The 23474-nt window shown below is 36.9% G+C and carries 33 protein-coding genes; 24 read left to right on the top strand and 9 right to left on the bottom strand.

Annotated features, from left to right (window positions below; translation table 11 throughout):
• The first annotated feature begins 41 nt into the window (after window positions 1-41).
• Window positions 42-248, top strand: coding sequence for a hypothetical protein (locus tag AC6EIW_RS08145; protein ID WP_498520167.1), 207 nt, complete (start codon window positions 42-44; stop codon window positions 246-248).
• An 866-nt stretch (window positions 249-1114) separates the two neighbouring features.
• Window positions 1115-1276: a DUF8642 family protein gene (locus AC6EIW_RS08140; RefSeq protein WP_498520166.1), complete on the top strand. Its 162-nt coding sequence runs from the start codon at window positions 1115-1117 to the stop codon at window positions 1274-1276.
• A 402-nt stretch (window positions 1277-1678) separates the two neighbouring features.
• On the opposite strand, the gene AC6EIW_RS08135 is transcribed toward AC6EIW_RS08140, so the two are convergent.
• Window positions 1679-1834: a hypothetical protein gene (locus tag AC6EIW_RS08135; RefSeq protein ID WP_498520165.1), complete on the bottom strand. Its 156-nt coding sequence runs from the start codon at window positions 1832-1834 to the stop codon at window positions 1679-1681.
• A 200-nt stretch (window positions 1835-2034) separates the two neighbouring features.
• On the opposite strand from AC6EIW_RS08135, the gene AC6EIW_RS08130 reads away from it, so the two are divergent.
• The 7 genes from AC6EIW_RS08130 (at window position 2035) to AC6EIW_RS08100 (ending at window position 6430) form a co-directional block, all read left to right on the top strand.
• Window positions 2035-2202, top strand: a complete 168-nt coding sequence (locus tag AC6EIW_RS08130) for a hypothetical protein (protein ID WP_498520164.1) — start codon at window positions 2035-2037, stop codon at window positions 2200-2202.
• 5 nt (window positions 2203-2207) lie between these two features.
• Window positions 2208-2459, top strand: coding sequence for a hypothetical protein (locus AC6EIW_RS08125; RefSeq protein WP_498520163.1), 252 nt, complete (start codon window positions 2208-2210; stop codon window positions 2457-2459).
• A 509-nt stretch (window positions 2460-2968) separates the two neighbouring features.
• Window positions 2969-3097: a hypothetical protein gene (locus AC6EIW_RS08120; RefSeq protein ID WP_498520162.1), complete on the top strand. Its 129-nt coding sequence runs from the start codon at window positions 2969-2971 to the stop codon at window positions 3095-3097.
• A 35-nt stretch (window positions 3098-3132) separates the two neighbouring features.
• Window positions 3133-3360 (top strand): tetratricopeptide repeat protein, encoded by a 228-nt coding sequence (locus AC6EIW_RS08115; protein WP_498520161.1) that lies wholly within the window; start codon window positions 3133-3135, stop codon window positions 3358-3360.
• Between the two features lie 2 nt (window positions 3361-3362).
• Window positions 3363-3524: a hypothetical protein gene (locus AC6EIW_RS08110; protein ID WP_498520160.1), complete on the top strand. Its 162-nt coding sequence runs from the start codon at window positions 3363-3365 to the stop codon at window positions 3522-3524.
• A gap of 349 nt (window positions 3525-3873) precedes the next feature.
• The gene (gene ggt / locus AC6EIW_RS08105; RefSeq protein WP_498520159.1) at window positions 3874-5676 is read left to right on the top strand and encodes a gamma-glutamyltransferase; all 1803 of its coding nucleotides are present in this window, start codon (window positions 3874-3876) and stop codon (window positions 5674-5676) included.
• Between the two features lie 601 nt (window positions 5677-6277).
• On the top strand, window positions 6278-6430 hold the full coding sequence (locus tag AC6EIW_RS08100; RefSeq protein WP_498520158.1) for a hypothetical protein: 153 nt from the start codon (window positions 6278-6280) through the stop codon (window positions 6428-6430).
• A gap of 96 nt (window positions 6431-6526) precedes the next feature.
• Here the strand turns inward: AC6EIW_RS08100 and AC6EIW_RS08095 are convergent, their stop codons facing one another.
• A complete protein-coding gene (locus AC6EIW_RS08095; protein ID WP_498520157.1) occupies window positions 6527-6697 on the bottom strand; it encodes a hypothetical protein in 171 nt (56 codons plus the stop codon).
• 549 nt (window positions 6698-7246) lie between these two features.
• Here AC6EIW_RS08095 and AC6EIW_RS08090 point away from each other — a divergent pair.
• A complete protein-coding gene (locus AC6EIW_RS08090) occupies window positions 7247-7399 on the top strand; it encodes a rubredoxin (RefSeq protein WP_498520156.1) in 153 nt (50 codons plus the stop codon).
• 535 nt (window positions 7400-7934) lie between these two features.
• Here the strand turns inward: AC6EIW_RS08090 and AC6EIW_RS08085 are convergent.
• Window positions 7935-8327 carry a hypothetical protein gene (locus AC6EIW_RS08085; RefSeq protein WP_498520155.1) on the bottom strand — a complete coding sequence of 131 codons (393 nt, stop codon included), beginning with the start codon at window positions 8325-8327 and terminating at the stop codon, window positions 7935-7937.
• 58 nt (window positions 8328-8385) lie between these two features.
• Here AC6EIW_RS08085 and AC6EIW_RS08080 point away from each other — a divergent pair, with 58 nt between their 5' ends.
• Entirely contained in the window at window positions 8386-8526 is a 141-nt protein-coding gene (locus tag AC6EIW_RS08080) for a hypothetical protein (RefSeq protein WP_498520154.1), read from the top strand.
• A 20-nt stretch (window positions 8527-8546) separates the two neighbouring features.
• Entirely contained in the window at window positions 8547-8783 is a 237-nt protein-coding gene (locus tag AC6EIW_RS08075) for a hypothetical protein (RefSeq protein ID WP_498520153.1), read from the top strand.
• 23 nt (window positions 8784-8806) lie between these two features.
• Here AC6EIW_RS08075 and AC6EIW_RS08070 read toward each other — a convergent pair whose 3' ends face one another.
• The 3 genes from AC6EIW_RS08070 to AC6EIW_RS08060 form a co-directional block, all read right to left on the bottom strand.
• Window positions 8807-8983, bottom strand: a complete 177-nt coding sequence (locus tag AC6EIW_RS08070) for a hypothetical protein (RefSeq protein ID WP_498520152.1) — start codon at window positions 8981-8983, stop codon at window positions 8807-8809.
• A gap of 609 nt (window positions 8984-9592) precedes the next feature.
• On the bottom strand, window positions 9593-9826 hold the full coding sequence (locus AC6EIW_RS08065) for a hypothetical protein (protein ID WP_498520151.1): 234 nt from the start codon (window positions 9824-9826) through the stop codon (window positions 9593-9595).
• Window positions 9827-9856: 30 nt separating this feature from the next.
• Window positions 9857-10141: a galactose oxidase gene (locus AC6EIW_RS08060; RefSeq protein ID WP_498520150.1), complete on the bottom strand. Its 285-nt coding sequence runs from the start codon at window positions 10139-10141 to the stop codon at window positions 9857-9859.
• Between the two features lie 866 nt (window positions 10142-11007).
• On the opposite strand from AC6EIW_RS08060, the gene AC6EIW_RS08055 reads away from it, so the two are divergent.
• The 8 genes from AC6EIW_RS08055 (at window position 11008) to AC6EIW_RS08020 (ending at window position 15415) form a co-directional block, all read left to right on the top strand.
• Window positions 11008-11643, top strand: a complete 636-nt coding sequence (locus AC6EIW_RS08055; RefSeq protein WP_498520149.1) for a recombinase family protein — start codon at window positions 11008-11010, stop codon at window positions 11641-11643.
• Window positions 11640-11834 carry a hypothetical protein gene (locus AC6EIW_RS08050; protein WP_498520148.1) on the top strand — a complete coding sequence of 65 codons (195 nt, stop codon included), beginning with the start codon at window positions 11640-11642 and terminating at the stop codon, window positions 11832-11834. The genes AC6EIW_RS08055 and AC6EIW_RS08050 overlap by 4 nt, the downstream gene beginning before the upstream one ends.
• Entirely contained in the window at window positions 11831-12028 is a 198-nt protein-coding gene (locus AC6EIW_RS08045) for a hypothetical protein (RefSeq protein ID WP_498520147.1), read from the top strand. The genes AC6EIW_RS08050 and AC6EIW_RS08045 overlap by 4 nt, the downstream gene beginning before the upstream one ends.
• The gene (locus AC6EIW_RS08040; protein WP_498506437.1) at window positions 12028-12210 is read left to right on the top strand and encodes a hypothetical protein; all 183 of its coding nucleotides are present in this window, start codon (window positions 12028-12030) and stop codon (window positions 12208-12210) included. Before AC6EIW_RS08045 ends, AC6EIW_RS08040 begins: the two co-directional genes overlap by 1 nt.
• Window positions 12203-12433, top strand: coding sequence for a hypothetical protein (locus AC6EIW_RS08035; RefSeq protein ID WP_498520146.1), 231 nt, complete (start codon window positions 12203-12205; stop codon window positions 12431-12433). Before AC6EIW_RS08040 ends, AC6EIW_RS08035 begins: the two co-directional genes overlap by 8 nt.
• A 628-nt stretch (window positions 12434-13061) precedes the next feature.
• On the top strand, window positions 13062-14039 hold the full coding sequence (locus AC6EIW_RS08030; RefSeq protein ID WP_498520145.1) for a phosphate ABC transporter substrate-binding protein PstS: 978 nt from the start codon (window positions 13062-13064) through the stop codon (window positions 14037-14039).
• A gap of 44 nt (window positions 14040-14083) precedes the next feature.
• Window positions 14084-15160: a methyltransferase domain-containing protein gene (locus tag AC6EIW_RS08025; protein ID WP_498520144.1), complete on the top strand. Its 1077-nt coding sequence runs from the start codon at window positions 14084-14086 to the stop codon at window positions 15158-15160.
• 48 nt (window positions 15161-15208) lie between these two features.
• A complete protein-coding gene (locus tag AC6EIW_RS08020) occupies window positions 15209-15415 on the top strand; it encodes a hypothetical protein (RefSeq protein ID WP_498520143.1) in 207 nt (68 codons plus the stop codon).
• A gap of 249 nt (window positions 15416-15664) precedes the next feature.
• Here AC6EIW_RS08020 and AC6EIW_RS08015 read toward each other — a convergent pair whose 3' ends face one another.
• A complete protein-coding gene (locus tag AC6EIW_RS08015; RefSeq protein WP_498520142.1) occupies window positions 15665-15940 on the bottom strand; it encodes a cupin domain-containing protein in 276 nt (91 codons plus the stop codon).
• A gap of 391 nt (window positions 15941-16331) precedes the next feature.
• Here AC6EIW_RS08015 and AC6EIW_RS08010 point away from each other — a divergent pair, with 391 nt between their 5' ends.
• The 3 genes from AC6EIW_RS08010 to AC6EIW_RS08000 all read left to right on the top strand — a co-directional run bounded on the left by AC6EIW_RS08010 (window position 16332) and on the right by AC6EIW_RS08000 (window position 19814).
• Complete coding sequence (locus AC6EIW_RS08010; protein ID WP_498520141.1) at window positions 16332-17780, top strand: site-specific integrase; 1449 nt, start codon at window positions 16332-16334, stop codon at window positions 17778-17780.
• Window positions 17781-18243: 463 nt separating this feature from the next.
• A complete protein-coding gene (locus tag AC6EIW_RS08005; RefSeq protein ID WP_498520140.1) occupies window positions 18244-18366 on the top strand; it encodes a hypothetical protein in 123 nt (40 codons plus the stop codon).
• A 77-nt stretch (window positions 18367-18443) separates the two neighbouring features.
• On the top strand, window positions 18444-19814 hold the full coding sequence (locus AC6EIW_RS08000; RefSeq protein WP_498520139.1) for a DUF4214 domain-containing protein: 1371 nt from the start codon (window positions 18444-18446) through the stop codon (window positions 19812-19814).
• A 211-nt stretch (window positions 19815-20025) separates the two neighbouring features.
• Here AC6EIW_RS08000 and argJ read toward each other — a convergent pair whose 3' ends face one another.
• A complete protein-coding gene (gene argJ, locus AC6EIW_RS07995; RefSeq protein WP_498520138.1) occupies window positions 20026-21288 on the bottom strand; it encodes a bifunctional glutamate N-acetyltransferase/amino-acid acetyltransferase ArgJ in 1263 nt (420 codons plus the stop codon).
• 15 nt (window positions 21289-21303) lie between these two features.
• Here argJ and coaE point away from each other — a divergent pair, with 15 nt between their 5' ends.
• A complete protein-coding gene (gene coaE / locus AC6EIW_RS07990) occupies window positions 21304-21948 on the top strand; it encodes a dephospho-CoA kinase (RefSeq protein ID WP_498520137.1) in 645 nt (214 codons plus the stop codon).
• Here coaE and gatB read toward each other — a convergent pair.
• Window positions 21945-23420, bottom strand: a complete 1476-nt coding sequence (gene gatB / locus AC6EIW_RS07985) for an Asp-tRNA(Asn)/Glu-tRNA(Gln) amidotransferase subunit GatB (protein WP_498520136.1) — start codon at window positions 23418-23420, stop codon at window positions 21945-21947. The two genes, coaE and gatB, sit on opposite strands and share 4 nt — an antisense overlap.
• Window positions 23421-23474: the final 54 nt, after the last annotated feature.

Here is a 23474-nt window from a genome sequence, read left to right as displayed (position 1 = left end):
GTTCAAGCTGTTGAGAGTCTTTTTCGGTTATTGATCGAGACATGACACAAACGAAACTACCACCACACATAGTGCTTCAAGAATCGAAGGAAGTGATTTTCTACTTGGAAAACCCATTGCCTTCGGAAATTTCAATTCCTACATGGATGAAATCTTTTCCTGATGATTACAAAGGAATGATTATGACAAATGCCTGCTTGTTCAAAAGATTAAAGGATCAATCAAAAAAGAAACATTTTGATTCATGAGAAAAATTTATTCCACGGTTACCACTACCACAACCGAACATCATGAATCAAGAAATCCTTTTTATATTCATTACACGCAAGAGCGAGTAACTTCTACTAAAGATATGTTGCGTTCAAGCTCTAGTTAGAGAAGGGGACAGTCGTCGAAATCCTGTCCCTTTGCTCGCAAACTCATCAAAAGTAGGTCTGAACTTTGTTGAGAACCCAAAAGGATGGGCTTCTCAACATTGTCTCCTTTAAAATTTCCTCGCACAACTTCAGATAGTCTTTTCTAAAGAATTTTCTTATATAACTTCGACCGGTAAAAGAGCATTCTAAAAGATTACTTTTAGATTGCTTTGTTTTCTGATTTTGGGAAAAATTATTTCTGCCGATTGATTTATTTCCTAACTGTTCCGTCTCTGACTTTTCTCAGTTCAATACTGCAGTGATAATTAATTTAATTGGAAATCTTTTAATTAGTATTGTCCCATGGTTTGGCCGTATTCAAAGCGAGATGGATGCAAGATATCTATAACAATCATCTTTGACTAATCTTTTTACTGAACATTAATTTTGAGCTCATGCTGGACTTCTTTCAATTTTCGTACCGTTAGCCGCAATATTTATTTTCAAGCATGGGAACATGAATATCAAGAACAAAATATAAATAATTTCACTGCTAATACATAATTCACCTATTATAAGTTGAAATTATAATGCCATAAATTCTCATAAGTATTCTTCGCAACAAGGCATGAATAATTACTTAGGTTTATATTCTCATTCAAAGCTTAAATAATTAAATAGGTACTTTATATTTAGTATTAAATGATTATTTTTTAAAACTTTAATGCTAGCTTCACCAACCATTAGGAAGTAAAATTATGACTATAAAAGATTTATTTTCCAAGCAAGACGTTGTCATAGAAAGAGATGCTATTGATGAGTATTTTGAATGTATTACGGCATGCTCAATAGGCGATGAAGGGATGCAATGTATAACACAATGTATTGAAGTTCATCTTAAAAATGAGTTAGAGCAATGATTAGCAAAAATCCTCTTTAATATCTTCTAAAGGTGGAACAATTACCTGCTTGAAGAGAGATTCTGGGGAAAAATTTATCAATCATGCCTAGAAATAATTGCATCTACTCAGGGGACTTAAATACAGCAAAATTATCCTTAGAAAATCTTGAAAGTGCAAAAAATATTCTGCTAAAAACAAACTAAGAATATTCAAAGAAATAGTTTACGAATATCGAACATCTATAAGAAAACCTACTTTTCAGGGGAGCCACTCTTCTGCTTAACCTGAGCAAGCAGTTACTACCAGAATTAAGTCTTAAACATAATCACTTCTTTTTATTTTTCTTCTTTATATTTAACCGTTATCAAGAAACTCGACAAATTCTTTTTGTTGTGGAGTGATTGCGAGTTCAGTTCCTTGTCAGACATCTTTTTCGCTTTCTACTTTCTCTGCAAGTTCTCTAAGCATCTTGGCAATTACATCTTTTGACCAACTAAACTCTTCTTTCATACCATCGACACAGTCCATGACTGATTCCCAAGCCACTTCATATTCTTCAGGATTTACTTTTGTCATGTTCCTAATTTAGGAATTTTCTTTATTTAACCTTCAAATTCTATTTAAAAGAACTCCAATCAAAATAAAAAAAGGATTGAGTTTTAAAGATGTTGCATTATGAGCCGTTATTTTGTGATTTATTACTTGTGTGGTCTCCACATAGATTTTCATATTCATTTGAAGTAGAAATAAATTAAGTATATTTAGGAGTTTTTGCTATGACCTGCGGAAATCCCTTCAACCATATGCTCAAAAATATTTTGATTGAGATGGTTGATTCTCCCACTCAATGGAAAATTAGAAACGAAAAAGAAATGGATTGTCTCACTTATGGATTTTGCTCTAAGCCAGAATCATTTCCTCTTCCTAGACGCGTAATTCTTTAGGGTTTTTGTCCTATAGATTTTTTGAATTAAGAGGAGTAGATATAAATAAAGCACTATTAGGAGGTCAAACCATGTCATGCGGTAATCCTTTTAAACATGCAATCGAAGACGTAAAGGAAACATTCTCGAAATCTTGTGGCGTTCCTAGCCAAGGTGGTGATTGGTGCGATCTGGTTTCTAATTATGAAACTGATTTTGATGAAGTTGATTACGAGAATGAATGTTTGCAGTTTGGCAACTGCTCAATGGACTACTAAAAAACATTGAACTAACAGGAGGTCTAATCATGCATGCAACTCGCAGTTTCATAACCAATGATTCTAATACTCTTTCATCGATCTTTCTATGGTTTTCAGTCTTTTTGATTTCTATGGGGACACTTCCTCATCTCATTTCTTATTACTTTCAGTTGAAATATTAAGGTAAAAACAATGATTTTAGATCTTCTCAAACTAATTCTCAGAAAGCACAAAGATTATTGGGTTGTTGGTTAAACAGGAGTTTTTTCTCATGTTGACTTAATCCAGGTTTGTTAGAAATGTATTAGGAGTCACAGCACCTCCTGTGGGTCAAAGTTAAATAAAGGATGGAAATCTAGTTCAGCCAGGTGAGTGCTTGACTCAAAGGGGGCGACCAAAATCTCGCCCCCTTCTTCATGGCTTTTTTTCTATGAATTTGTAAAAAGCGAACTTGCCAATAATGAGTTCTTCGCGCTAACTAGATATGAAATATCTATCGGTTATCTGCCATGAGATTTGCCGTGACAATGGTTAACCCAAAAGGAAAGACACACGAAGAAACCATCATTGCCAACAATAGACAAGAGGCAATGTGGCAGGCACAGGATTGCAATCCATTCTCAAAAATTATTGAAGCAAATTGGGTTTACAAGTAAGAGAATTCCTTAAAGGAAATCTTCTTCGCATTTTGATGCGTTTATCAGCTAGTGAACCCTCGGGTAATATTAAAAGTGCTATTAAATACTGTAGCGACGCATTAGATATCGATCTGAAACATCTTGAATCGTTAGTTGGAAGCGGGATTTTCAAAACTGAATTGGGAGATTATTTAGGTGCCATTGAAGATTATAAAAAGCGTATTGAAATTGATCCCAAAAAAAGCAATGGAGAAAGCTCTTGCTCCATCATTGGTACATAGCTATGACACAGCAGTCCTCCAGTCATTTTTTCCAGGATTGGCATCAACCAATAGCTCTGATTCACGATTGTTTGAAGGTTCTTCCTAACGAGATGGACAAAGCAAAAGAAAGGATTAAACATGAATTTGTTCAAGTTTGCAAATGCGATCTATTGGCTCGTTGAGCTGATGAGATGGAAGTTTCATCTGAGTAATTACCAAGGCTCACGCAGGGGTCTCAGACCTTTCAGCCATTCTTGAATCATCTTCGTATATGTTTAATTAGAAGCTGCTCTCATTGACTTGTCCTCTCAAAAATCATCAACAAAGAGATCAGAAATATTTGATGAGATCATGTTCTATATCCTTGAACGAGCCAAGTGCGAAGAAGACACCGACAAGTACCTTGAGCATGTTCTCGACTACTGCAAAAAGGATTACCAACAGGCGTATAAGAAAATAAACTGATCAGCACTTAACCTATGGAGATATTCAAGCCATACCGAAATACCAATCTTTTCATTCCTTACTGTGATGGTCATAAGTCTACCTAGCGTGCAAGTTTTAAAACAATTCGGATTCATTCTTCTTTTAACTCTTCCCATACCAATCATTGCGGAAGTTAATCCCGCAGCCCCTGAAAGTATTGATGAGAAAAAGATCAAAGTATCAACTGCTAGTGGTCAATCTGTCGTGGTCACTGCCAATCCATTAGCAAGTGATGCAGCTCTTGAAACTTTGAAGAAAGGTGGAACTGCAATGGATGCTGTGGTGGCGGCTCAAACAGTGCTTGCAGTTGTTGAACCACAAAGCTCTGGTTTAGGAGGTGGTTCCTTTCTTTTGTATTGGGATGAATCGACAAGATCACTAACTGCACTTGATGGTCGAGAAACTGCCTCAGATCAAGTCAAAGAAGATATGTGGATTGAAACTGATGGAAAAGCTGTGCCATGGCCAAAGGCAACAAAAAGTCCATCTGCAATTGGAGTCCCAGGTACAACAGCATTACTTTGGAAGGGACACCGACAATTTGGGCGTTTACCTTGGAAGGATAATTTTCAAAAAAGTATTGAGCTTGCAAAGAAAGGATTCATCCCAAGTCCTCGCTTTCTAAAATCCATCTCATTGGCAAAGAGATTAGGAATAAACCATAGTGAATCTTTTAAATCCTTATATCTCCCTAATGGCTCTCTCCCCAATAAAAAGATTCCATTTCGCAACCAAAAATTAGCATCAACACTGAGTCGTATTTCCAAAGGAGGTGTTAATGAGTTTTATCGTGGAAATATAGCGAACGAACTTATAGATGATCTAAAACTTATCAGCAATGGGAAAAATGAAATCAAGTCAATAACGAATGAAGATTTAGCTAATTACAAAGTCATCAAGCGTAAGCCCCTATGTAGAAAATATAAATCATGGAACGTTTGTGCTTTCCCTCCTCCAAGTGGTGGCGGAGTTGCACTATTGCAAACTCTTGGCACCTATGAATTTCTATCAAAAAATAATGTTTCCGAAAGCTCGATCAAACATTGGCATCTTCTAGCCGAATCCTTAAGATTTGCAGATGCTGATCGCTCTCACTGGATTGGAGATCCTCTTGATTTTCCTGTCCCTATCAAGGGTTTATTAGATGACAACTATATTAAAAAAAGAGCCAGCACTATAAAAACTAACAAGGCAACATTTCGCCCTTTGCCAGGAGATCCAAAGGGTAGCGAACTTTTAGATCTAGCTAGTCAACCTCGAACAGCAGGCGGAGGTACAACCCACCTAGTAGTTGTTGATAAGTATGGGAATGTCGCTTCATATACAAGTTCAGTAGAAACTGTCTTCGGGACAAGGAATTTATCTGGAGGCATGATCTTGAATAATCAACTAACTGACTTCTCATTTGTGGCAAACGTCAAAGGTAAACCAATAGCTAATCGAATCAGACCCAATAAACGTCCATTGAGTTCCATGACTCCAGTTATCGTATTTAAAGACAATCGTCCAGTATTAGCACTTGGTTCACCTGGTGGCTGGCTTATCCCCCATTACATAGCAAATGCATTAATTGGAACACTAGATTTCCAGCTATCACCAAAAGAAGTCGTAAGTCAAAAATTACTGTCTGTTCAACCAAATTACACAGTGCTTGAAAAGAGTGGAGACTGGTCGTCAGAGGAAAACAATATCTATCAATCACTTTCTAATCAAGGTCATCAACTTAAATACAGTCGGTTTAGCAGTGGGTTAGCTGTTATCAAATGGCATCAGGGAAGTTGGCATGGCGCGGCTGATCCAAGAAGAGAAGGAAAAGCTTTAAGTCTGCAAGGGAAGAAAAACCCCTAGGTCAAAAGAAGAATGAGGGTACGCCGTGATTTCCTATAGGCTTAAAATCCTTTCTATCACTAGCAAAACATAACTTGCCATTATTATAGAGAAAGAAGCATTTACACTTTCTCGCACTCGATTGGCATCGAGAATAGAGAAATGGGTCACTGCGAATATCGAAAGAAGTAGCTCGTGATTTGGTTGGTTGAAGCCTTGGAAATGAGACATAAGGCAACTCAGGTTATACCTATAATTTCAACCCTGTTAGTTAGACGCAATTAGAACGGCGGATACATAAACTTCTCCAAAGTGAAAAGACAACTTAAGAAGGTAAAACACAGGACGTATAAGGCGGCGCCAACCGTCTCCCACGGTGGTGGGTGAGCGATTGGAGAAACTTCCTTTTTACATCCAAGTAAATACCTATATAAACAGCAGGTAAAAAGGCTCTCTTCCAACTAACCCATTAAATCTACAAACAACACATGATCAAAACATCACTCAAACCAAAGACAAATACACTCAAACTAAAGATCTCAGAGGGTACCCCTTTAATGAGAACAAGGAATCACGACTTGAGCATCTCTAGCAGAGTAGTGAGAAGAACATTGAAGATTAGATGATTACTGAAGAGAAGAAGAGAGGAGAAGAATTTGAGTTTAATGCTGACTTATCTGATAAAGACATCAGATCTATCAGAGTATCAGCTCAAGGGATGACCACACATCAATATGAATTATTTCTGAGTGATATAGGCATTAGGTTCAAATAATCTTTAGACCAATGAGGTGATGTCTTTAAAAGCATCACATTCATTTTAAAAGAGAGCTTTCATTATTACTTGTAGAGGGATAGAAGCTAATAGTTTTCAATCTCCTTTGTCATGGATATCACCTGAATAAGATTGAGTTCCTATCTCTGGTGGTGGATTATTTCCGAAGTCATCCACTAAAGCATCTGCCTCACTTATAAAAAGTTTGGTGAACCATTGCCTAGTTGCAATAATTGCTGTCCAGATCTTGTCTCTTTTTCTAGTCATAGATATGCCTCCAAATTAGTAAGGGGGCGAGATTTTGGTCGCCCCCTTTGAGTCCATCACTCCAGACCTAAGGAAGTGCATTGACTCCTGAGACTGTTTTACTACTACTGAATCGAAATTACTATGGGTAAGAACACCAAAGTATTTCTACACGTGGGTTGTCCTCATAGAGATTTCTAATAGATAGGAGTAGACATAAGTCAAGAGCCAAAGCACTCTTCAAGATCTAAGAAATAAATAAGTGCTATTGACTCTGTGAACAGAGAATCACATCTTTCGTGCGGTCTCTGCATTGTCGGAACACCCGAGACCCTGATTAAACACCAGGGTCCCACTATTTAGGAGGAGCCATCATGTCTTGCGGAAATCCTTTTGTCCACATGCTTAAGAGCGCGCGCGAATCATTATTTGATTTACCCAAGCATCAACACGAATACATTGATGATATTGAGATGGAGTGTTTGCAATTTGGGTTCTGCTCTAAACCTGAGACTTCTATGCGCTCTTTAAAAGAAATTCCCTATTTTCATTTCTAAGAGGACTAAATCAATGGAATATCAATGTCCCGATTGTCCTTATGTATACGACGAAGAAGCTGGTGAACCTGATAACGGAATCTCACCAGGTACCAAGTTTGAAGAAGGCCAGCCAGCTGGATTTGTCCTATCTGTAGAGCAGAGAAAACAGGTTTCGAACAACTAGAATGACCTGAGCCTACAAGGCTAGATCACAAGCTCAATACAAATTATTTCTTTGGGATTTGGGATAGAGATTGCTGAGCTCTATCTCTACGTCCTTAAAAAATTACCAGAAATGTCTGAAAGGTGATTACGTATAGAGCTAGGAGTAGCTTCCCCACATGGGGTCCTATAAAGTCAGAAGATAGGCTTAAATATGTCGTTTAGTATGATTATCAATCTTTTTTAATCTCTATAACTTACTGCTATCACTTGCTTTTTACTCTAAATTGTGTAATCGGCATTGATACGCATCTTCTGAATTCAGACTATTAATCTTTCTATAATTTCTTATCAACATTTAAATCTTTTAAAAAGATTTTAGTCACAAGTTAGTCGCAACTTGTTTTATTTTAGTCGCAGTTTTTTAAATTAGGTCTTGAACTCGCTTCCCAAGCTAACCAGTTAAAGGGATTTCAGATGATGAGGAAAGGTGCGTATTAGGCATATCGTCGCAACATAATCGCAATTTGTTAGACGTTTATAGTCTTCTTTTGACTCTAATTTCCAAAAGTACACACCTGATCGATAACACCCAAAATCAATTTATCTCCATTGGGATCTTTCCATTCTGAATCTTGATTTTTGAACTCATTAAATTCCTTTGCACCTACTGCAACATCTCTAAAAGAATTTTCGGAACAGTTGATATCCATCGTATACAAAATGTCCTGAGTAATATCAGTAGTGCTTTTAGGAATAAATTTGCTAGATACTCGTATGGATCCATCTTGATTTTTTTGAACACTGTTCTTATCCCATAACTGCTCTCCATACTGACTCTTTGGAACTGCAACCCAGTCAGGCCATAGAGCATCTATTTTTGACGGATAGAAAATAAGTAGAAGTGTAAAACAACTAAGACAAATACTTTTAAGAGTTTTGAAGGTCATTGAATAAAAAACATTATTGTTATCGTTGATGGAAACTTCACATCAATAGGTCAATTTTATGAACAGACTGTTCTCTAGTGAGAGATCTAAATGGATCTTTGTAATTGGACTTGTTGCAATAGGTGCAGGATTTACAGCAAAGAATGTGATCTCATATCCAACTGAATGCACTACTCCAGAAATGGTCACTTTGAGATGATCTATGGAGGAATTTGTAAAGTGGCAAACCCATCTTTATCAGGAGTAACGAGCGTTCTGATCAGTCAGATTCTTTTCGATAGACTTTCAAAGGAACAGAAAGTAACGTTTGAAAAATACAAGGATGTCTACAAAAAAGATTATTTGGGATTTGATGATGAAGACGGTAGATATTTTGAAGATTTAGCAAAAGATTTAGATGGAAAACATGTCAGTTTTGAGTTATTAGATCTTGAAGAATATGGTGTTCTCTATTAGTGGAAAAGGGATTGAGGATTTAATTATTTGATTGGACGATCGATAACCCAAATGTCTTCCTCTTTGGTGTCTCCATGAATCCATTCTTTAAACTCTCGATAAATTGCTATTTGATCTCCCTTATCAAGGGTCATAGATCTTTCTAAAATCTCTGTCAGAGAAGAACTAATTAAATCTTCAATATGCTCTTTTTTTCTCATTAAATTGAAGACACTTACTTTTAATGAATTGACAAGAAAAGGGACAGCATTTGCCGACTGTCCCTAACTCTGGAATAAAGGACAATCCGCATTGCCCGATTTTCGTTTACATAATCTAAAAACAAGTTCACTAAACTGAGGGTCAGTTGAGGTAGTGCTTTCCTGCAAATTCTCATGAAGAAGGGGGCGAGATTTTGGTCTCCCCCTTTGAGTCCATCACTCCAGACCTATTGAAGTGCGATGACTCCTGAATCTTTTATAACCCATTAAAATGATAAAAACTAAGCGTAAAAGCACCAAAGTATTATTACTAAATAATGGATATAAATTATCACTTAGTTGTAGATATTATTCTCGTTTCAGGAGTAGTATCTTTTATCTTAATCGCAAGAAAAATAAAAAATAAAAACCCCTGAAATGATTCAGGGGTTCGGGTTGTTCCGACCATTGCAGAGACCGCAAGAAAGGTGTTCTCTGTCCACTCAGGAGGAGTGAGATGCCTCCTTGGAGTCAATGCACATTTCCCCTTTTTAATAACTTCGAGAGTGCTTTGACTCTTGATTTATTTCTACTCCTACTTATTAAAAATATCTATGGGAGAAACCCTACTTATTTATCTAGGACTAAACCTACTAATTGTTTTTTATTTAATTTAGATATTCTTTCTACGCCGATCAACATTGCCCTCAATTCTTTATTGGTCTTTTGCATCAGGAGGGATTTCTGATCAACAAATAGTCCTTTTTTAAATATGGAAAGAAGAGTTGAGACGGCATTAAGGATTGCGATTGAGGCGATGATGCAAAACATCATTACCCGATCAGCATTAGTAGTTAAGTTCATTAGTTTTTTAGGAAATAATTTTGTAGGTTGCTAGGCAATTTCAGGAGAAAATCCAATATCAAGGACTCTTTTTCTTTGCCAGTTTCTACAACGCTTAGTTAGATGCTCACCTTGAGGAATAAGACGCTGATGAAGCGGACAAGTCAAAAGAGTTACGCATGACTTATCGCAGGTGTACGTGAAGTGTTCACATGTCATACAAATCGAACTACCTCTGGACTTCATTAGTTCCAAGTCAGTGAAGTAATCCCATTCCTCAGGGTTATCCAGAACCTCGACAGGTGAGACGAATCTTGCTTCCCTTGACCATGCCATAGCCCTCCTCATGTAGAAGACAAAAAAAGGATCCTGCTCACTGGATCCTCCTTTTGCGTTTGTGATGAGTATTAAACTAATACAAACGTACTATATTTGTCTATTGAGTCAAGTTACTTATTTTTGGCATAAAGAAAGGGACTCTGCTGCATCAGCGACCTTGAGTCCCTCTCTTTATTTACAGAACGAATTTGGTAAGGAGTTGTTCTGCTTTTCCTGTTCTAATTAATTCCACAAAGGGTCTGCATCCGGAAAAACTCCTAATTAGGTATCGTCCTCACTGTTCCGAACGAGTTGTATCTGATATCAAAAGACAAAACCACTGCTGTACTCAAAAGCAGAAGTCCAAAAACAACTTGAGGAGGTGAGAAGATCATCTGACCACTCTAAAAAAGGCACAAAAAAACCGCCCTGTTCTGTTGGGGGCGGATTATTGCAGAGACCTGATGCAAGTGTTTCCTTGTTTCCACTGCGGAGGGTCTCTAACTCCTCACTTCACGAACTTATCGGAGCAGATTTAAGAATAAACCCTTAACAGGTTGGTTTGAAGATTGGCACAGGCACTAAAAAAGCACCCAAATGGATGCTCTTTCGGCACAGAACTATGTGTGAGGAGTTGTTCTGTATAACCATTGTGATACAACCAATACCAACATGGCAAGAACAAAAACAATCTCTTCAATATTGGGAAATAAAGGGAAATATTAGTGTTCCAAAAAGGGGGCAATAATCAAACACTAGGGTGGTGCAAATTAAAATATTAAAAATTCAATTCTAATTGGATTTTATTGTTCCAATAACACTGTTTTGTTGGTAAAATAATGACGTAATAAATTTAATAAGAAACACCATAGTTTCTGGAACAGATGAAAATAGAGGCCAAGTTCACCAGAGAAAAACCACTTTTCAGAGATAGACCTGAATACAAGTGCATTGGATATGCTCGCCAAAGTACGAATAAGCAGATCTCTATTAGTGCTCAAATTGAAGAGTTGAAGAAAGCAGGTTGTGTTGTTGTTTTCCAAGAAACGGTTTCAAGTGCAGACAAAGCAAGACCACAATTCGATGCAGCATTAGGAACACTTGAAGAAGGTGATGAAATTGTTTTTACCAAGTTGGATAGAGGTTTTAGAAATCAGAGGCAATGCATCAATACTCTTCATGACCTCCAAGAGCGTGGAATCCATGTTCGTACAACCGATGGCATGATCAATACTCGTGCTCTTGGAAAGTTTGCTCCAATCGTTATTGGTCTTTTATCTGGACTAGGAGAAGTAGAGCGTCAGATGGTTATAGAAAGAACTCAAGAGAGCATTAACCACAGAAGAGAAACAGGAGGAAATCTTGGTGGGAGACCAAAAACCAATAACGAAAAAGAAGCATTGGTTTTGCGTTTAAGAGAGGAAGGATGTTCTTACAGATCAATCAGGAAACAAACTGGACTTGCTTTATCAACCATTAGAAGAATTATTGTTGAGCAAGATGTGGTGTTAGAGGTATGAGCAAGGAGAAAGAAATAATTATGGCAATGGATGAGTGTGTGGTAAATGCTTGCGTGCAAATGAAATCCCTCAACTCTGAGGGGAGGTTTCACCTTTTGTGTGAAATGGGCGAGTGGATGTATAACCCTCTTTCAGAAAAGATCGAAGACGTATTGATGGTTCCTAATTTTGGAGAGAAGGAAGCAGCATGACCGACAAAAATATAGGAGGACTATCTGATTACATTGTCTTGAAGAAAGAGAAAGAAGTTATTTTTTATTTGCATAATCCTTATCCAGATTGCTTGGAAATTCCAGCAATAATGAAGCAAAGATTCCCTGATGACTACAAATCAATAGTTACCAGTTCATTAGATGAGTACAAGAAATACAGAGGTCAAGTGTGATGAGTCTCCCTCCACACTTCATTGATGAAAAGAAGAAAGAGGTTGTATTTCATCTCAAAGGCACTTTTCCTGTTCAGTTGGCAATTTCGACTTGGATGAAATCTTTCCCAGAAGGTTTCAAGGGTGTTACTTGTCGATGTGAAGAAACTTTCTACAAGTTGAGGGCAAAGATCAATGACTGAAGACATCAACTGGAGGGAAGAACTACTTGATTCAGCACTTTTCAACAAGAAGCAAGCGAACCCATTAAAGAACGGACCAAAATCATTATCTGAGAGTTGGTTAATGGGTGTCCTCTATACCAGATGGAAAAAACTGAAAAGAATTAGACCAGACCCAGAACCACCTGATTGCAGTTCTTCCTTTAAGGAATGGAATAAGAAAGTTGAGGAGATGAAAAAATAGGTGAGGCATGAAACCCCACCATCAAATTCATTAGTTCTAACCATCGTAGATGGCTTAAGGAGTATATCAATGATGATAAAAAGCAAATCCATAAGCTCAAATGTGATGCCTTCTTTAACTACAAAACATGGAGAAAGGAAAGAGCAATTGAATTTAAAAAAGATATTCCACAACAAACGACTATCAATCAAGAGATGTTGTGTATGAGAAGAGTCTTTTCAGAGGTTGCTGTGACTCACGGATTCATCAGTTAAAATACTGTCCCAGATATACCATCCATACGATTACCTAAAGATCACTAGAAATAGCAGTTCGACTTGGACCTTTGGAATTATCACAATCACATCTCTTTCAGTCATTAAATTTCTAGCCTCTTGCTGAGAGATGACTAAACTTGGTTAACATCAGAAAGAGGTCATATCAATAATTTTTTATCTATTCAACTAAGTACTTATTGTGATAGCAAAGCGTGAGGCTTTAGCAGCAAAATCTAAAATTATCTAATCCCTTTAGAACTTAGATTATTTTATACGTTCATTTTTTGTGCCAATTCGGAATAAATTAAGTCTTAATTTTAATTTAACTCTACATTTGTTTATTACGTCTATAAATAAATTATTTATAATTAATGAATCTAAAAATTTTTAGTTTAACAGTATTAATTCCTCTTATTAGCATCTCAAGTAATAATTTTGCCAAAGCGGCACAGCGTTTAAGTGGTGCTGGTGCTTCACTTCCTGCAATGTTATATTCAAGACTTTTCTCTGATCTACGAAATCATGGTGGACCCAAAATCAACTATCAAGCTGTTGGATCAGGCTTTGCATTAAAAGCACTTATTGATGAAACTGTAGATTTCGCAGCATCTGATTATCCAATAAATATAACTAATAAGAGTCAAATAAAAAGAGGTGTTGTTCAAATTCCGATTGTTGCAGGAAATATTGCTATTGGGTATAACAAACCTCATTGCAATTTGACGCTCTCTCAAGAGCAATTAGTAAAAATTGCTATGGGTCTTATCAAAGATTGGAGTGAAATTAATTGTTCTCAAGGAAAAATTATATGGGTACATCGTTCAGATGCCTCAGGTTCAACTTTGGCTTTTTCAAATTCCATGAATTCCTTTTCTAATAAATGGACGTTAGGAAGTGCAAAAATAGTGCAATGGCCAACTGGTATTGGGGCTAAAGGAACATCTGGAGTAGCAGGTAGGATCAAAAATACCCCTGGCTCAATTGGTTATCTTAGTAGTGCCTACGTCAATGAGAGTATTCAAACTGCAGCTATAGAAAATTTATCTGGCGAATTTCTGCTGCCTACTGTTAAAAGCGGAAGTATAGCTTTGAAAAACTTAGGCATTCAAAGACAATTGCCAATAATAAGCCCAAACCCAAAAGAAAAAGGCGCGTACCCAATTTCCACTTTGACATGGATATGGGTCTATAAAAATGGCTATGGTGAAAAACTGGACGAAATCAAAACAACATTAAATTTTTTAGTATCTCAAGAAGCAAAGAACAAAGCACTTAAAATGGGATTTATACCTCTCAATGAAAAATTGCAAGATCACGCAATTAAATCAATCAAAGATATTGGAATTTAGAAGCCCAATATTTAAAAATTAACCATTTAAAATCCTTTCGAAAAATGAAAAGCACTTTTCAAGAAAATGATTCCTCAACAACTAAAGTAGTCAAAGACTATTACGGAAAAACCTTAAAATCTTCGTCAGACTTAAAAACATCAGCTTGCTGTGACTCTGATGACATTCCTGAACAATTTAAAGAGCCATTAAGCAACATTCATCAAGACGTATTGTCTAGATATTACGGTTGTGGGCTAGTTGCACCCACGTTGCTCGATGGACTTCGTATCCTAGATATTGGTTGTGGTAGCGGACGAGATGTTTATTTGTTGTCCCAATTAGTTGGAGAGTCTGGAGAGGTAATTGGAATTGATATGACATCAGAACAGTTAGACATAGCTAAAAATTATTCAGAATATCATGCGACAAAATTTGGCTTTAGAAATTTTCATTTTTACCAAGGTTATATTGAGAAACTAGAGATATTAAATTTTGAGCCAAGAAGCTTTGATTTAATTGTGTCTAATTGTGTGCTGAATCTAAGCTCCGATAAACAATCTGTTTTATTAGGTATCAAAAAACTGCTAAAGCCAGGAGGTGAGTTTTACTTCTCAGATATATATTCTGATCGTCGAATTCCTAATGATCTTAAAAATGATCCAATCCTTTATGGTGAATGCCTCAGTGGATCGCTCTATTGGAATGATTTCTTAAGAATATCAAAGGACGTTGGCTTTAAAGACCCACGACTTGTTAGTGATCGTCAATTGACTATCAGCGACAAAAATCTTTTAAAACGTCTCGGATCAATCAATTTTCATTCGGCTACTTATCGCTTATTCAATATTGATGAATTAGAAGATGCATGTGAAGATTATGGTCAAGCTGTTATATATAAAGGAACAATTGCAAACAATCATAATAGATTTTTATTAGATAAACATCATACGATTGAATCTAAAAAAGTTTTTCCCGTATGTGGAAACACTTATCGCATGCTAAGTCAATCGAGATTTTCTCCACATTTTGATTATTTAGGTGAGTTTGATAAACATTTTGGTATTTTTGAAAATTGTGGAGTAAATATTCCATTTGAAAAATCAAATGAAAAAGCCATTAAAAATGACAGCTGTTGTTGATGTTTTAAAATTTGTTTACTTGAAAAAAATATCACAAGGCAAGAAAGAATGAATAGCTTCATAGTACTAGCCCTTTTCGCCACACTCCTCTTACCTACCCCATCACAATCAGACACCAATCACTTTGGTGCAAGAGGAATCTTCGAATTAGATCTAGGCGACAGCGAGATACCTATGACACCGAAGCAAGAGAGAGAACAAAAGCTTTTAGAAGAACAGTTGAAGAAGAAAAGACAACAATCACTTGATCAATAATCTTACTTTGAAACTTTGGTTTTCATATCATCAACTGAAATGACAGTCTTTTATTTAGCCTGATGAACTTTTTGAATGAAAATATCTATCCGACACTAGATTGCCAAGTTTTCTACAAACCTTGAAAGATTCAAAGAATCCCAGAGACAACCAGCATCTGCCTAATAACTACGCCAACAAAACAAAAAAGGATTACTCGGCTTAAGACATAAAAGGGAAGATTATTCATTTAACTGCTAAACATATCAATCAATCACCAAAACGATAATGTTTACGGACTGCTTTATGAACATCCCATCGACAGTCCATTCCTGATGGGAAGACAACTAGGTCACCTGCTCCAAACTTCACAGGTTCTCCTCCATCAGGAGTAACTGTGACTTCACCCTCAAGTAATAAGCAAGTCTCCTTATCGTCATATGTCCAATCGAAAGAACTTGCTTCACACGTCCAGATTGGCCAGTTTTTAATTCCTAGCTCATCAACGGTGCTCTCAGGACAGGGAGAAGTTACTGATATAGACAAAAGATAAAAACATAGTGGACTTCTTTTTTAGCTACTAATAGAAACAGTTGTCTAATAGCTACTCAAATTTTGACAAAAATGTTTGAAAGCGTATTACGTATAGAGCGAGGACCGAGAGTCCCCCCATACCCCCTTCAAATAGAACGATAATACTGTTACCTTAGTGTTACCCCTGGACTCTGTGTTCTTTAAATTGATTGCTATGACAAGACTCTTGAGCTACGTTGTATAATCGGCATTAGTGCGCACATAATAGTATATTTCTAGTTATTGCAATAGTTTTTGGATATCCCATTTACGGTAGCACTGCGGTAGCATATAGATATTATCGCCTCAATCTCTGTCTACCTAATAAGAGCGGTAGCAAGGCGGTAGCAAAGTTTTCTAGATCATGTCTACTACAGAACTACATAAGCATCGCCTAGATAAGAAAGAAATTCCATCTGATTCCAGTGCTTACGTCTTTAGAGACGCTCAACGCAATGGAACTTGGTGTCTATACTTCTACGATCGTGATGCAAAGACGAGACATAGGATTGTTCTCAAAGATGGTAATGGAACAAAACCTACTCAAAGCATTGCAGGACAAGATGATGCTTGGATGCTTGGGATATCTAAATACGTCGAGCTAAAAGGTAAAGCAGATAGAGGAGAAGCAATACGTTCAATCACCTTCGGTTCAATGTGCGATCAGTTCATTGCACAGGAAAAAAGAAAGATCAGTTCCATTCCTCATCAAGGGATCACACAGAATCGCTTCCGCTTAATCTCACATCAAATCAACTGGTTACGTCGCTATCTCAACAACGATAAGAAGCAAGTGCATGCCTTCAGACGCAATGCCTTCAATGGTTATGAGGTATGGAGAAAAGAGCAAGCGCTCTACATGGGTAAAAGCGCTCCTGTACAAACAACCATCATGCAAGAGCTATCGATGCTTAAGCGCGCTTTTAAAGAAGTCGCCGTAGCGAATGGATACGTTGCAGAAGATTCTTTACCTCGCATCCCTAAAGTCAAACTTCCTAAAGATCAATCCCATCGTCGTGATGATCTCTCCAACAAAGAATGGGAGCAACTCGAACGTGGTGCACGTAACTACTGGATCAAAGGGAGAACGCGCTTAGTTGGAGAAGACAACTCAATGGAAAAAGATAGCGATGGTACATGGAAAACAAAACCGATCTTTGGACATACATCAGAGCGAGGTAAGCGTCAGATCATTCATCGAAACCTGATCTACTATGCAATGAGAATCTCGATGGATACTGGGATTAGACCCGGCGCTCTCCGCAAGATGAAATGGAAGCACATCTCAGAAAACACCAGTATCTCTAAAGAAGAAAGGAAGGTATGGGTAGTAATTGATGTTCCACCAGAGAACAGTAAAACTGGACGCTATTACAGAATCTCAGCACCGATTGCACGGTACCTAGAAGGGATGAGAAAGGTGTCTAAGCACAAGAAAGCAGATGACTTCCTCTTCTGTAATCAACAAACCTCACAACCGTTTAGCGAACGTATCTGGAAGGATAGTCTTGCTGAAGTTTTAGTTGAATCTGACTTAGGAGTATGGGGTAAAGATGACAGCAACAACCTCAGGAAAGTCGACGTTCATTCTGGTAAGAGTATTACGTGGTATAGCTTCAGGCATAGCTACATCACCATGCGTCTTAAAGCAGGTGTACCTGTCCCTGTGATCGCTGCTAACACCGACACAAGCATGAAGTACATCCAGAACCACTCCTTTCATTACAGAGCAGATGAGTCAACAGAGATCCTTGGTAAAGGTAGGAACATTCGTCCTGCAGAAGAAAATTTAAGATGGATCGGATCTGTATGAGCGCTTCACTCTCATCAATTACTAATTCTTTAAATCCACTGTCCTGACTACGTTTAGAGCGATCCGTCCCGTATAAGGGAGGAGATAAAAGTTCTCTCCTCAACAAACCTGTCATAGCAACAGATTTTTCGATAGCCACTCTATACAGGAGAAAGAGAAAACACTACATCGACACCCCTGTCATAGCAAGAGATTTTTCGATCACTCATCTTAAGGGGGAAAGATAAATCTTTAACCACCATTCTTAAGGGGGGAAGATAGATTTTTGACCCGTCCCGTATAAGGGGGAAGGAAAGACAACTAAGACAACAATTACCTCTACTGATGTCCCCTTAATGGACATCCTGTGAGTACTTTCTTTTATCTCTCCCTACTACCTATTAACTCTTCAATCATGATGATCTCTATCGTCCCTGAATGACGATCTTGATCATCCCTATTGATACTTACCTAACAACTACTAATGAAAGAGAAAAAGAAACAACCAATCACCTCAAAGAAATCCAGTCACAACGATCTTGATTGGGTAGAAAAGCAACTAAGAGATGTTCGAGCTTTTGATATGGGGATATCCCTTAAGGATTAAAAAAATCAAATATATAAGCTAGATCATATATAGTATGCACAAATGAATTTCCACTAGCCACATCGAAGAGTAAGAACTTGGCATCCGATAATTCTTATTACTTTACTAATTATTTTTACACTGACAGTGTTCCTGTAGCATCTACAAAACGATATTCTGATGTTGTTTTTTATAATGTTGCGGATGCTTTAAGTGCAGGATTTGTTCAACCTGAGCATTGGAGACTTAAAAATCAAAATACTCGTGGTGAGATAGAACTTTCCAAGCAGGCTCTTGTATTTACAGTTGATTGGGATCCTAAACAAGAAACTAATCCTGGACTTCAAATAGGTAGAGAAGTTAGTCTTGGATCTTTTATTTTTGAAGGGAATCTTCTGAAGTCGGCATCCATAACATCTTCCATCCAAGTTTTTAAAGACGGGAGTTTTAAGGGGAAAAAATATTCGGCACCAGTATCTCTTGCTGATTGGAATCTCTTGCAAGTAGATGAACTTATTGAGACTAGAGATGGTGTATCTATTACCTCATTAAACGGATATGAAAAATATTTTCCAGACCTTTGGTATGATGACCCTTTTTCAAAAAGTATTATTAGTATTGACGATGATATTGTAGGTGATGAATCTAATGATGATCTTTCTGGTGGAGATAGTGCTGATAAATTTATTGCTTCTGCTGGAGACGATATAATTGATGGTGGAGCGGGTAACGACACTACTGTTTATTCTGGAAAGTTTTCTGATTATTCCTTTACAAGAGAAACTAATTCTTTGAAAATTACTGATCAAAGAACAGATACTAATCATGGAACAGATACTCTTTCAAATATTGAATACATTCAATTCTCAGATCAAACCGTAGAAGAATCAAAGGTAGATATTATTAAAACTTATAGCGGTAATTTTAGTGATTATAAATTCTACAACAAAGGTAATGGTGTCTATCAAATCAAAACTGATTCTGGGTATGACGACATCACAGGACTGCCCTTATTAACCTTTAAAGGGGAAGCATCAACAAGTTCTTTTAGAGACATCAGTGCCATCGTTGATATAAAAGGTACGTTTGATCAAGTCACTGGTTTAGAAACTGATGATGCAAAAATGTTCCGTCTCTATAACGCTGCATTTAAACGACTTCCTGACGCTGATGGTTTGAAGTATTGGATTGGAAAATATACTTCTGGAGAAAATGATGATCGTGCGGTTGCACAATCATTCCTTGTCTCTGATGAATTTAAAGAACGCTATGGTTCAAACGTTACTAACGCCAAGTATGTAGAAACGCTTTACGTCAATGTACTTGGTAGAGACTATGACCAAGAAGGTTATAACTATTGGTTAGGAAATTTGAATAGTGGGTTAGAAACTAGATATGAGTTGCTTTTAGGGTTTGCAGAATCAGCAGAGAACAAAGCGCTCTTTACAGATATGACAGGTTTTGGTTAAGCATTTAAATATCCACCGCAAATTTCTTCACTCTCATTATTCATACAACCACCACCCATTTACCCCCATACGCCGCTACTATTTAGTTATCTAGAGAGGAAGCGCGTCTATCTTCCCAAACAGATCCAACTATGTGTATATTAAGTGGTAGCAATGCGGTAGCATGCAAACCAAGTAGCCTCAAATCCCTTTTATATCAATTACTTTCAGCTTACGTTGTATAATCGGCATTAATACGCACATATTGATCAGACAAATCGCACCCCCAAGCAGTACCAGAACCTTTTCCTATTCCTACTCTTAGTCTAATACTTATAAGATCATCACTCAAATATTTCCCTTTTAATCTTGCTTTCATAAAATTGCTAACTATTTGTCTATCAAAATCAATAGGTATTCCATTAGAAAAAAGTTCATGAGGTCCAATCCATAATTGGACCTCACTAATATTAAAAAAGATACCTGCACGACCAAGTGCAGCAATAATTCTTCCCCAATTAGGATCGGAACCATGAATAGCAGTTTTAACTAAAGAAGATGAAGCAATTGCGCGAGCCATAACACGAGCATCTAAGTCACTTTGAGCACCCTCAACGTTTATCTCCAGCAAACAATTAGAACCCTCTCCATCTCTAGCTATTGCCTTAGCTAAATGTTGGGCTGTTAAATGTAGTCCCTCTTCAAGTATTGCTAAATATTTTGAATCTAATTCTGCGCCAGAAGAAAAAGCTAAAAAAGTGTCATTTGTACTCGTATCTCCATCAACTGTAATGGAATTAAAGGATGATTCTGCAACTCGCTTTATCATATCCGACCATAGAATATGATTTACGCCTACATCACAAGTAATATAGCTCAACATTGTTGCCATTGAAGGATGAATCATACCCGAGCCTTTGGCCATTCCACCAATAGATATTCTTCTTCCTCCCAACACTGCTTGATACGCAATTTGCTTGGCTTCAAGATCGGTTGTCAAAATTGCATTCGCCGCATCCAGGTATGCCTCCTTATTTAAACTGCTTACAAGGCGATCCAAGTGCCTTTTAACTCTTTCTACTGGTATTGGCTCACCAATTACACCCGTAGAACATATCAAAACTTCTTCATTAGATAATCCCAGTCGTTGAGCAAGCTCATTTGTAATAATCTCACTATCAATTTTACCTCTACTACCTGTGCAAGCATTTGCGTGTCCAGAATTGATAACTACAGCACGTATTTTTCCCTCAGATGCGTTAATGCGATCAATACACAGATCCACGCAATAAGCACGAGTCACTGATTGAGTAAATGTCCCACTACAACAAGCACCATCAGGTGCATACAGCAAAGCAAGATCTTTCTTCCCAGAAGGCTTCAATCCTGCGGATATGCCAGCTGCCAAAAAACCATCAGGGGCAGTAATACCACCAGATATTGGAGACCATGCAGAAGATGTCAAAAGACTCAAATTCAGAAGAGCATTTTTCACTTACTATCAATATTAATGACTGACCAAAAACAAACAAATAAACTTTGTCTTAGATGGAAAGGCAAGCAAAGAAGAATTGGAATCACTGGAGGTATTGCCAGTGGAAAAACAATCATTGGAGATTTTCTATTTCAAACAAAGCAATGGCCTATTTTAGACGCTGACATATATGCTCATGAAGCATTAAGAGCTGAAAGTCAAATATTCAAAAAAGTCTTGTTGAGATATGGAAATAAAATAATTCAAAATTTGAGTAAAGATGATCAAATTATTAATCGAAAAGCATTAGCAAAAATAGTTTTTCAAAATGATGCTGAAAAAAAATGGCTAGAAGACATAATACATCCATTCGTGAAAAGAAGAATTGAAGAAGAATTAGAAAAATTTAAATCAAATTCAGTAGTTATTTTGATTATTCCTCTTCTATTTGAAAAAAATTATACAAACTTATGTAGTGAAATTTGTTATGTAGATTGCCCTAGAACTATTCAATTAAAAAGACTTCAGTCAAGGGATAAGTTAAGTTTTGAAGAAGCAAATCAAAGAATTGATGCGTTATGGGACAACTCTTTTAAAAAACAATTCGCAGATTATATAATTACAAATTCTAATAATGATGATACATGGAAGAAGCAGTTAAAAGAATTATATAATTTTTAGACCTGTAATTTTTTATTTAATATTTGATTAGCGAGTTTTGGATCCGCTTTCCCTTTTGTTTCCTTCATTAATTGACCTACAAAAAACCCTAGCAATTTCTTCTTCCCAGCTCTAAAAGATTCAACCTCATTGGGATGATTAAGGATCAATTTATCAATAATTTCCTCAATAACTTTCGGATCACCAATCATACCTAAACCACGTTCTTTGACTAATTGTTTTGGAGAACCACCTTTACGTAATAGTTCAGGCAAAATTTCTTTAGCAATTTTTCCACTTATTTCTCCTGCATCAATCATTTGCAACATTTCTGCTAATTCATTTGGCTTAAACGATAATTGATCAAATGATAATCTATTAGATTTAATAAATGCTGCTAGATCTCCAGTTATCCAATTTGCTGAAGATTTTGGTGCTCCACCTTCATTAACAACTTTTTCAAAATATTTAGCCATTGAAGATTCATCAGTCAAAACTCGTGCATCATAAATAGAAAGGCCAAGATCTGCTGCGTATCTATTCCTTTTTGCAGCTGGCAATTCTGGTAATTCTGAGCGCCATTTTTCTTTTAATGCATAACTTACTTCAATCGGACCTAAATCAGGATCAGGAAAATAACGATAATCACTACTACCTTCTTTTGATCTCATGCTTTTAGTCAGTTGCTTACCTTCATCCCATAACCTCGTTTCTTGTTTCACTTCTTCTCCAGATTCATAAGCTTTAATTTGCCGCTTAATTTCATATTCACAAGCTTTCTGAATAGCTGAAAATGAATTCATATTTTTGATTTCTACTTTTGTACCAAATGGATCATTAACAGTTGGTCGAACTGAAATATTCACATCACATCGCAAAGACCCCTCCTGCATATTCCCATCAGATACTCCTAGATAACGCATAATTCTTCTAATTTCAGCTGCATACTCCGCAGCCTCTCTACCTGTTCTTAAATCAGGTTTACTAACTATTTCAGCTAGTGCTACACCTGCTCTGTTGTAATCAACTAATGAATGGGTGGAGCCTGACAACTGATCACTACCAACGTGAACAAGTTTTCCAGCATCCTCCTCCATGTGTAATCTTTCAATACCTATTTTTTTGACATAAGTTTCTTTGCCTTTTTCGGCTACTTCAACCTCTATCCACCCATCTTCTGCAATAGGTTCATCAAATTGAGATATTTGATAATTTTTTGGTAAGTCTGGATAAAAATATTGCTTTCTATCAAATTTACTGTGAGAGGCAATATTTAAATTCAAAGCCATCGCTGCTTTTACTGCATATTCCAGAACCTTTTTATTTAGAACTGGCAAAGTGCCTGGTAAGCCACATACCACTGGGTCAATATGAGTATTTGGATCATCACCAAAATTGGTTGATGCACTAGTAAATATTTTGCTCTTAGTTCCCAACTGCACATGCGTCTCTAATCCGATTACAACTTCCCAAGAAACATTGGATTCTGACATTAATTTGACCTAGATATGTGAATCTTATGAAAAAAAAGCTCGGTCATGGAAGCT

The sequence above is a fragment of the Prochlorococcus sp. MIT2308 genome (assembly GCF_059772345.1).
This window is presented reverse-complemented; position numbering and strand designations above follow the sequence as displayed.

Bases quoted from the DNA above. Each gene is read 5' to 3' on its own strand.
- AC6EIW_RS08145 (WP_498520167.1), top strand. From the start codon at position 42: ATGACACAAACGAAACTACCACCACACATAGTGCTTCAAGAATCGAAG.
- AC6EIW_RS08140 (WP_498520166.1), top strand. From the start codon at position 1,115: ATGACTATAAAAGATTTATTTTCCAAGCAAGACGTTGTCATAGAAAGA.
- AC6EIW_RS08135 (WP_498520165.1), bottom strand. From the start codon at position 1,834: ATGACAAAAGTAAATCCTGAAGAATATGAAGTGGCTTGGGAATCAGTC.
- AC6EIW_RS08130 (WP_498520164.1), top strand. From the start codon at position 2,035: ATGACCTGCGGAAATCCCTTCAACCATATGCTCAAAAATATTTTGATT.
- AC6EIW_RS08120 (WP_498520162.1), top strand. From the start codon at position 2,969: ATGGTTAACCCAAAAGGAAAGACACACGAAGAAACCATCATTGCCAAC.
- AC6EIW_RS08115 (WP_498520161.1), top strand. From the start codon at position 3,133: ATGCGTTTATCAGCTAGTGAACCCTCGGGTAATATTAAAAGTGCTATT.
- AC6EIW_RS08110 (WP_498520160.1), top strand. From the start codon at position 3,363: ATGACACAGCAGTCCTCCAGTCATTTTTTCCAGGATTGGCATCAACCA.
- ggt (WP_498520159.1), top strand. From the start codon at position 3,874: ATGGTCATAAGTCTACCTAGCGTGCAAGTTTTAAAACAATTCGGATTC.
- AC6EIW_RS08100 (WP_498520158.1), top strand. From the start codon at position 6,278: ATGATTACTGAAGAGAAGAAGAGAGGAGAAGAATTTGAGTTTAATGCT.
- AC6EIW_RS08095 (WP_498520157.1), bottom strand. From the start codon at position 6,697: ATGACTAGAAAAAGAGACAAGATCTGGACAGCAATTATTGCAACTAGG.
- AC6EIW_RS08090 (WP_498520156.1), top strand. From the start codon at position 7,247: ATGGAATATCAATGTCCCGATTGTCCTTATGTATACGACGAAGAAGCT.
- AC6EIW_RS08085 (WP_498520155.1), bottom strand. From the start codon at position 8,327: ATGACCTTCAAAACTCTTAAAAGTATTTGTCTTAGTTGTTTTACACTT.
- AC6EIW_RS08080 (WP_498520154.1), top strand. From the start codon at position 8,386: ATGAACAGACTGTTCTCTAGTGAGAGATCTAAATGGATCTTTGTAATT.
- AC6EIW_RS08070 (WP_498520152.1), bottom strand. From the start codon at position 8,983: ATGAGAAAAAAAGAGCATATTGAAGATTTAATTAGTTCTTCTCTGACA.
- AC6EIW_RS08065 (WP_498520151.1), bottom strand. From the start codon at position 9,826: ATGAACTTAACTACTAATGCTGATCGGGTAATGATGTTTTGCATCATC.
- AC6EIW_RS08060 (WP_498520150.1), bottom strand. From the start codon at position 10,141: ATGGCATGGTCAAGGGAAGCAAGATTCGTCTCACCTGTCGAGGTTCTG.
- AC6EIW_RS08055 (WP_498520149.1), top strand. From the start codon at position 11,008: ATGAAAATAGAGGCCAAGTTCACCAGAGAAAAACCACTTTTCAGAGAT.
- AC6EIW_RS08050 (WP_498520148.1), top strand. From the start codon at position 11,640: ATGAGCAAGGAGAAAGAAATAATTATGGCAATGGATGAGTGTGTGGTA.
- AC6EIW_RS08045 (WP_498520147.1), top strand. From the start codon at position 11,831: ATGACCGACAAAAATATAGGAGGACTATCTGATTACATTGTCTTGAAG.
- AC6EIW_RS08040 (WP_498506437.1), top strand. From the start codon at position 12,028: ATGAGTCTCCCTCCACACTTCATTGATGAAAAGAAGAAAGAGGTTGTA.
- AC6EIW_RS08035 (WP_498520146.1), top strand. From the start codon at position 12,203: ATGACTGAAGACATCAACTGGAGGGAAGAACTACTTGATTCAGCACTT.
- AC6EIW_RS08030 (WP_498520145.1), top strand. From the start codon at position 13,062: ATGAATCTAAAAATTTTTAGTTTAACAGTATTAATTCCTCTTATTAGC.
- AC6EIW_RS08025 (WP_498520144.1), top strand. From the start codon at position 14,084: ATGAAAAGCACTTTTCAAGAAAATGATTCCTCAACAACTAAAGTAGTC.
- AC6EIW_RS08020 (WP_498520143.1), top strand. From the start codon at position 15,209: ATGAATAGCTTCATAGTACTAGCCCTTTTCGCCACACTCCTCTTACCT.
- AC6EIW_RS08010 (WP_498520141.1), top strand. From the start codon at position 16,332: ATGTCTACTACAGAACTACATAAGCATCGCCTAGATAAGAAAGAAATT.
- AC6EIW_RS08005 (WP_498520140.1), top strand. From the start codon at position 18,244: ATGAAAGAGAAAAAGAAACAACCAATCACCTCAAAGAAATCCAGTCAC.
- coaE (WP_498520137.1), top strand. From the start codon at position 21,304: ATGACTGACCAAAAACAAACAAATAAACTTTGTCTTAGATGGAAAGGC.
- gatB (WP_498520136.1), bottom strand. From the start codon at position 23,420: ATGTCAGAATCCAATGTTTCTTGGGAAGTTGTAATCGGATTAGAGACG.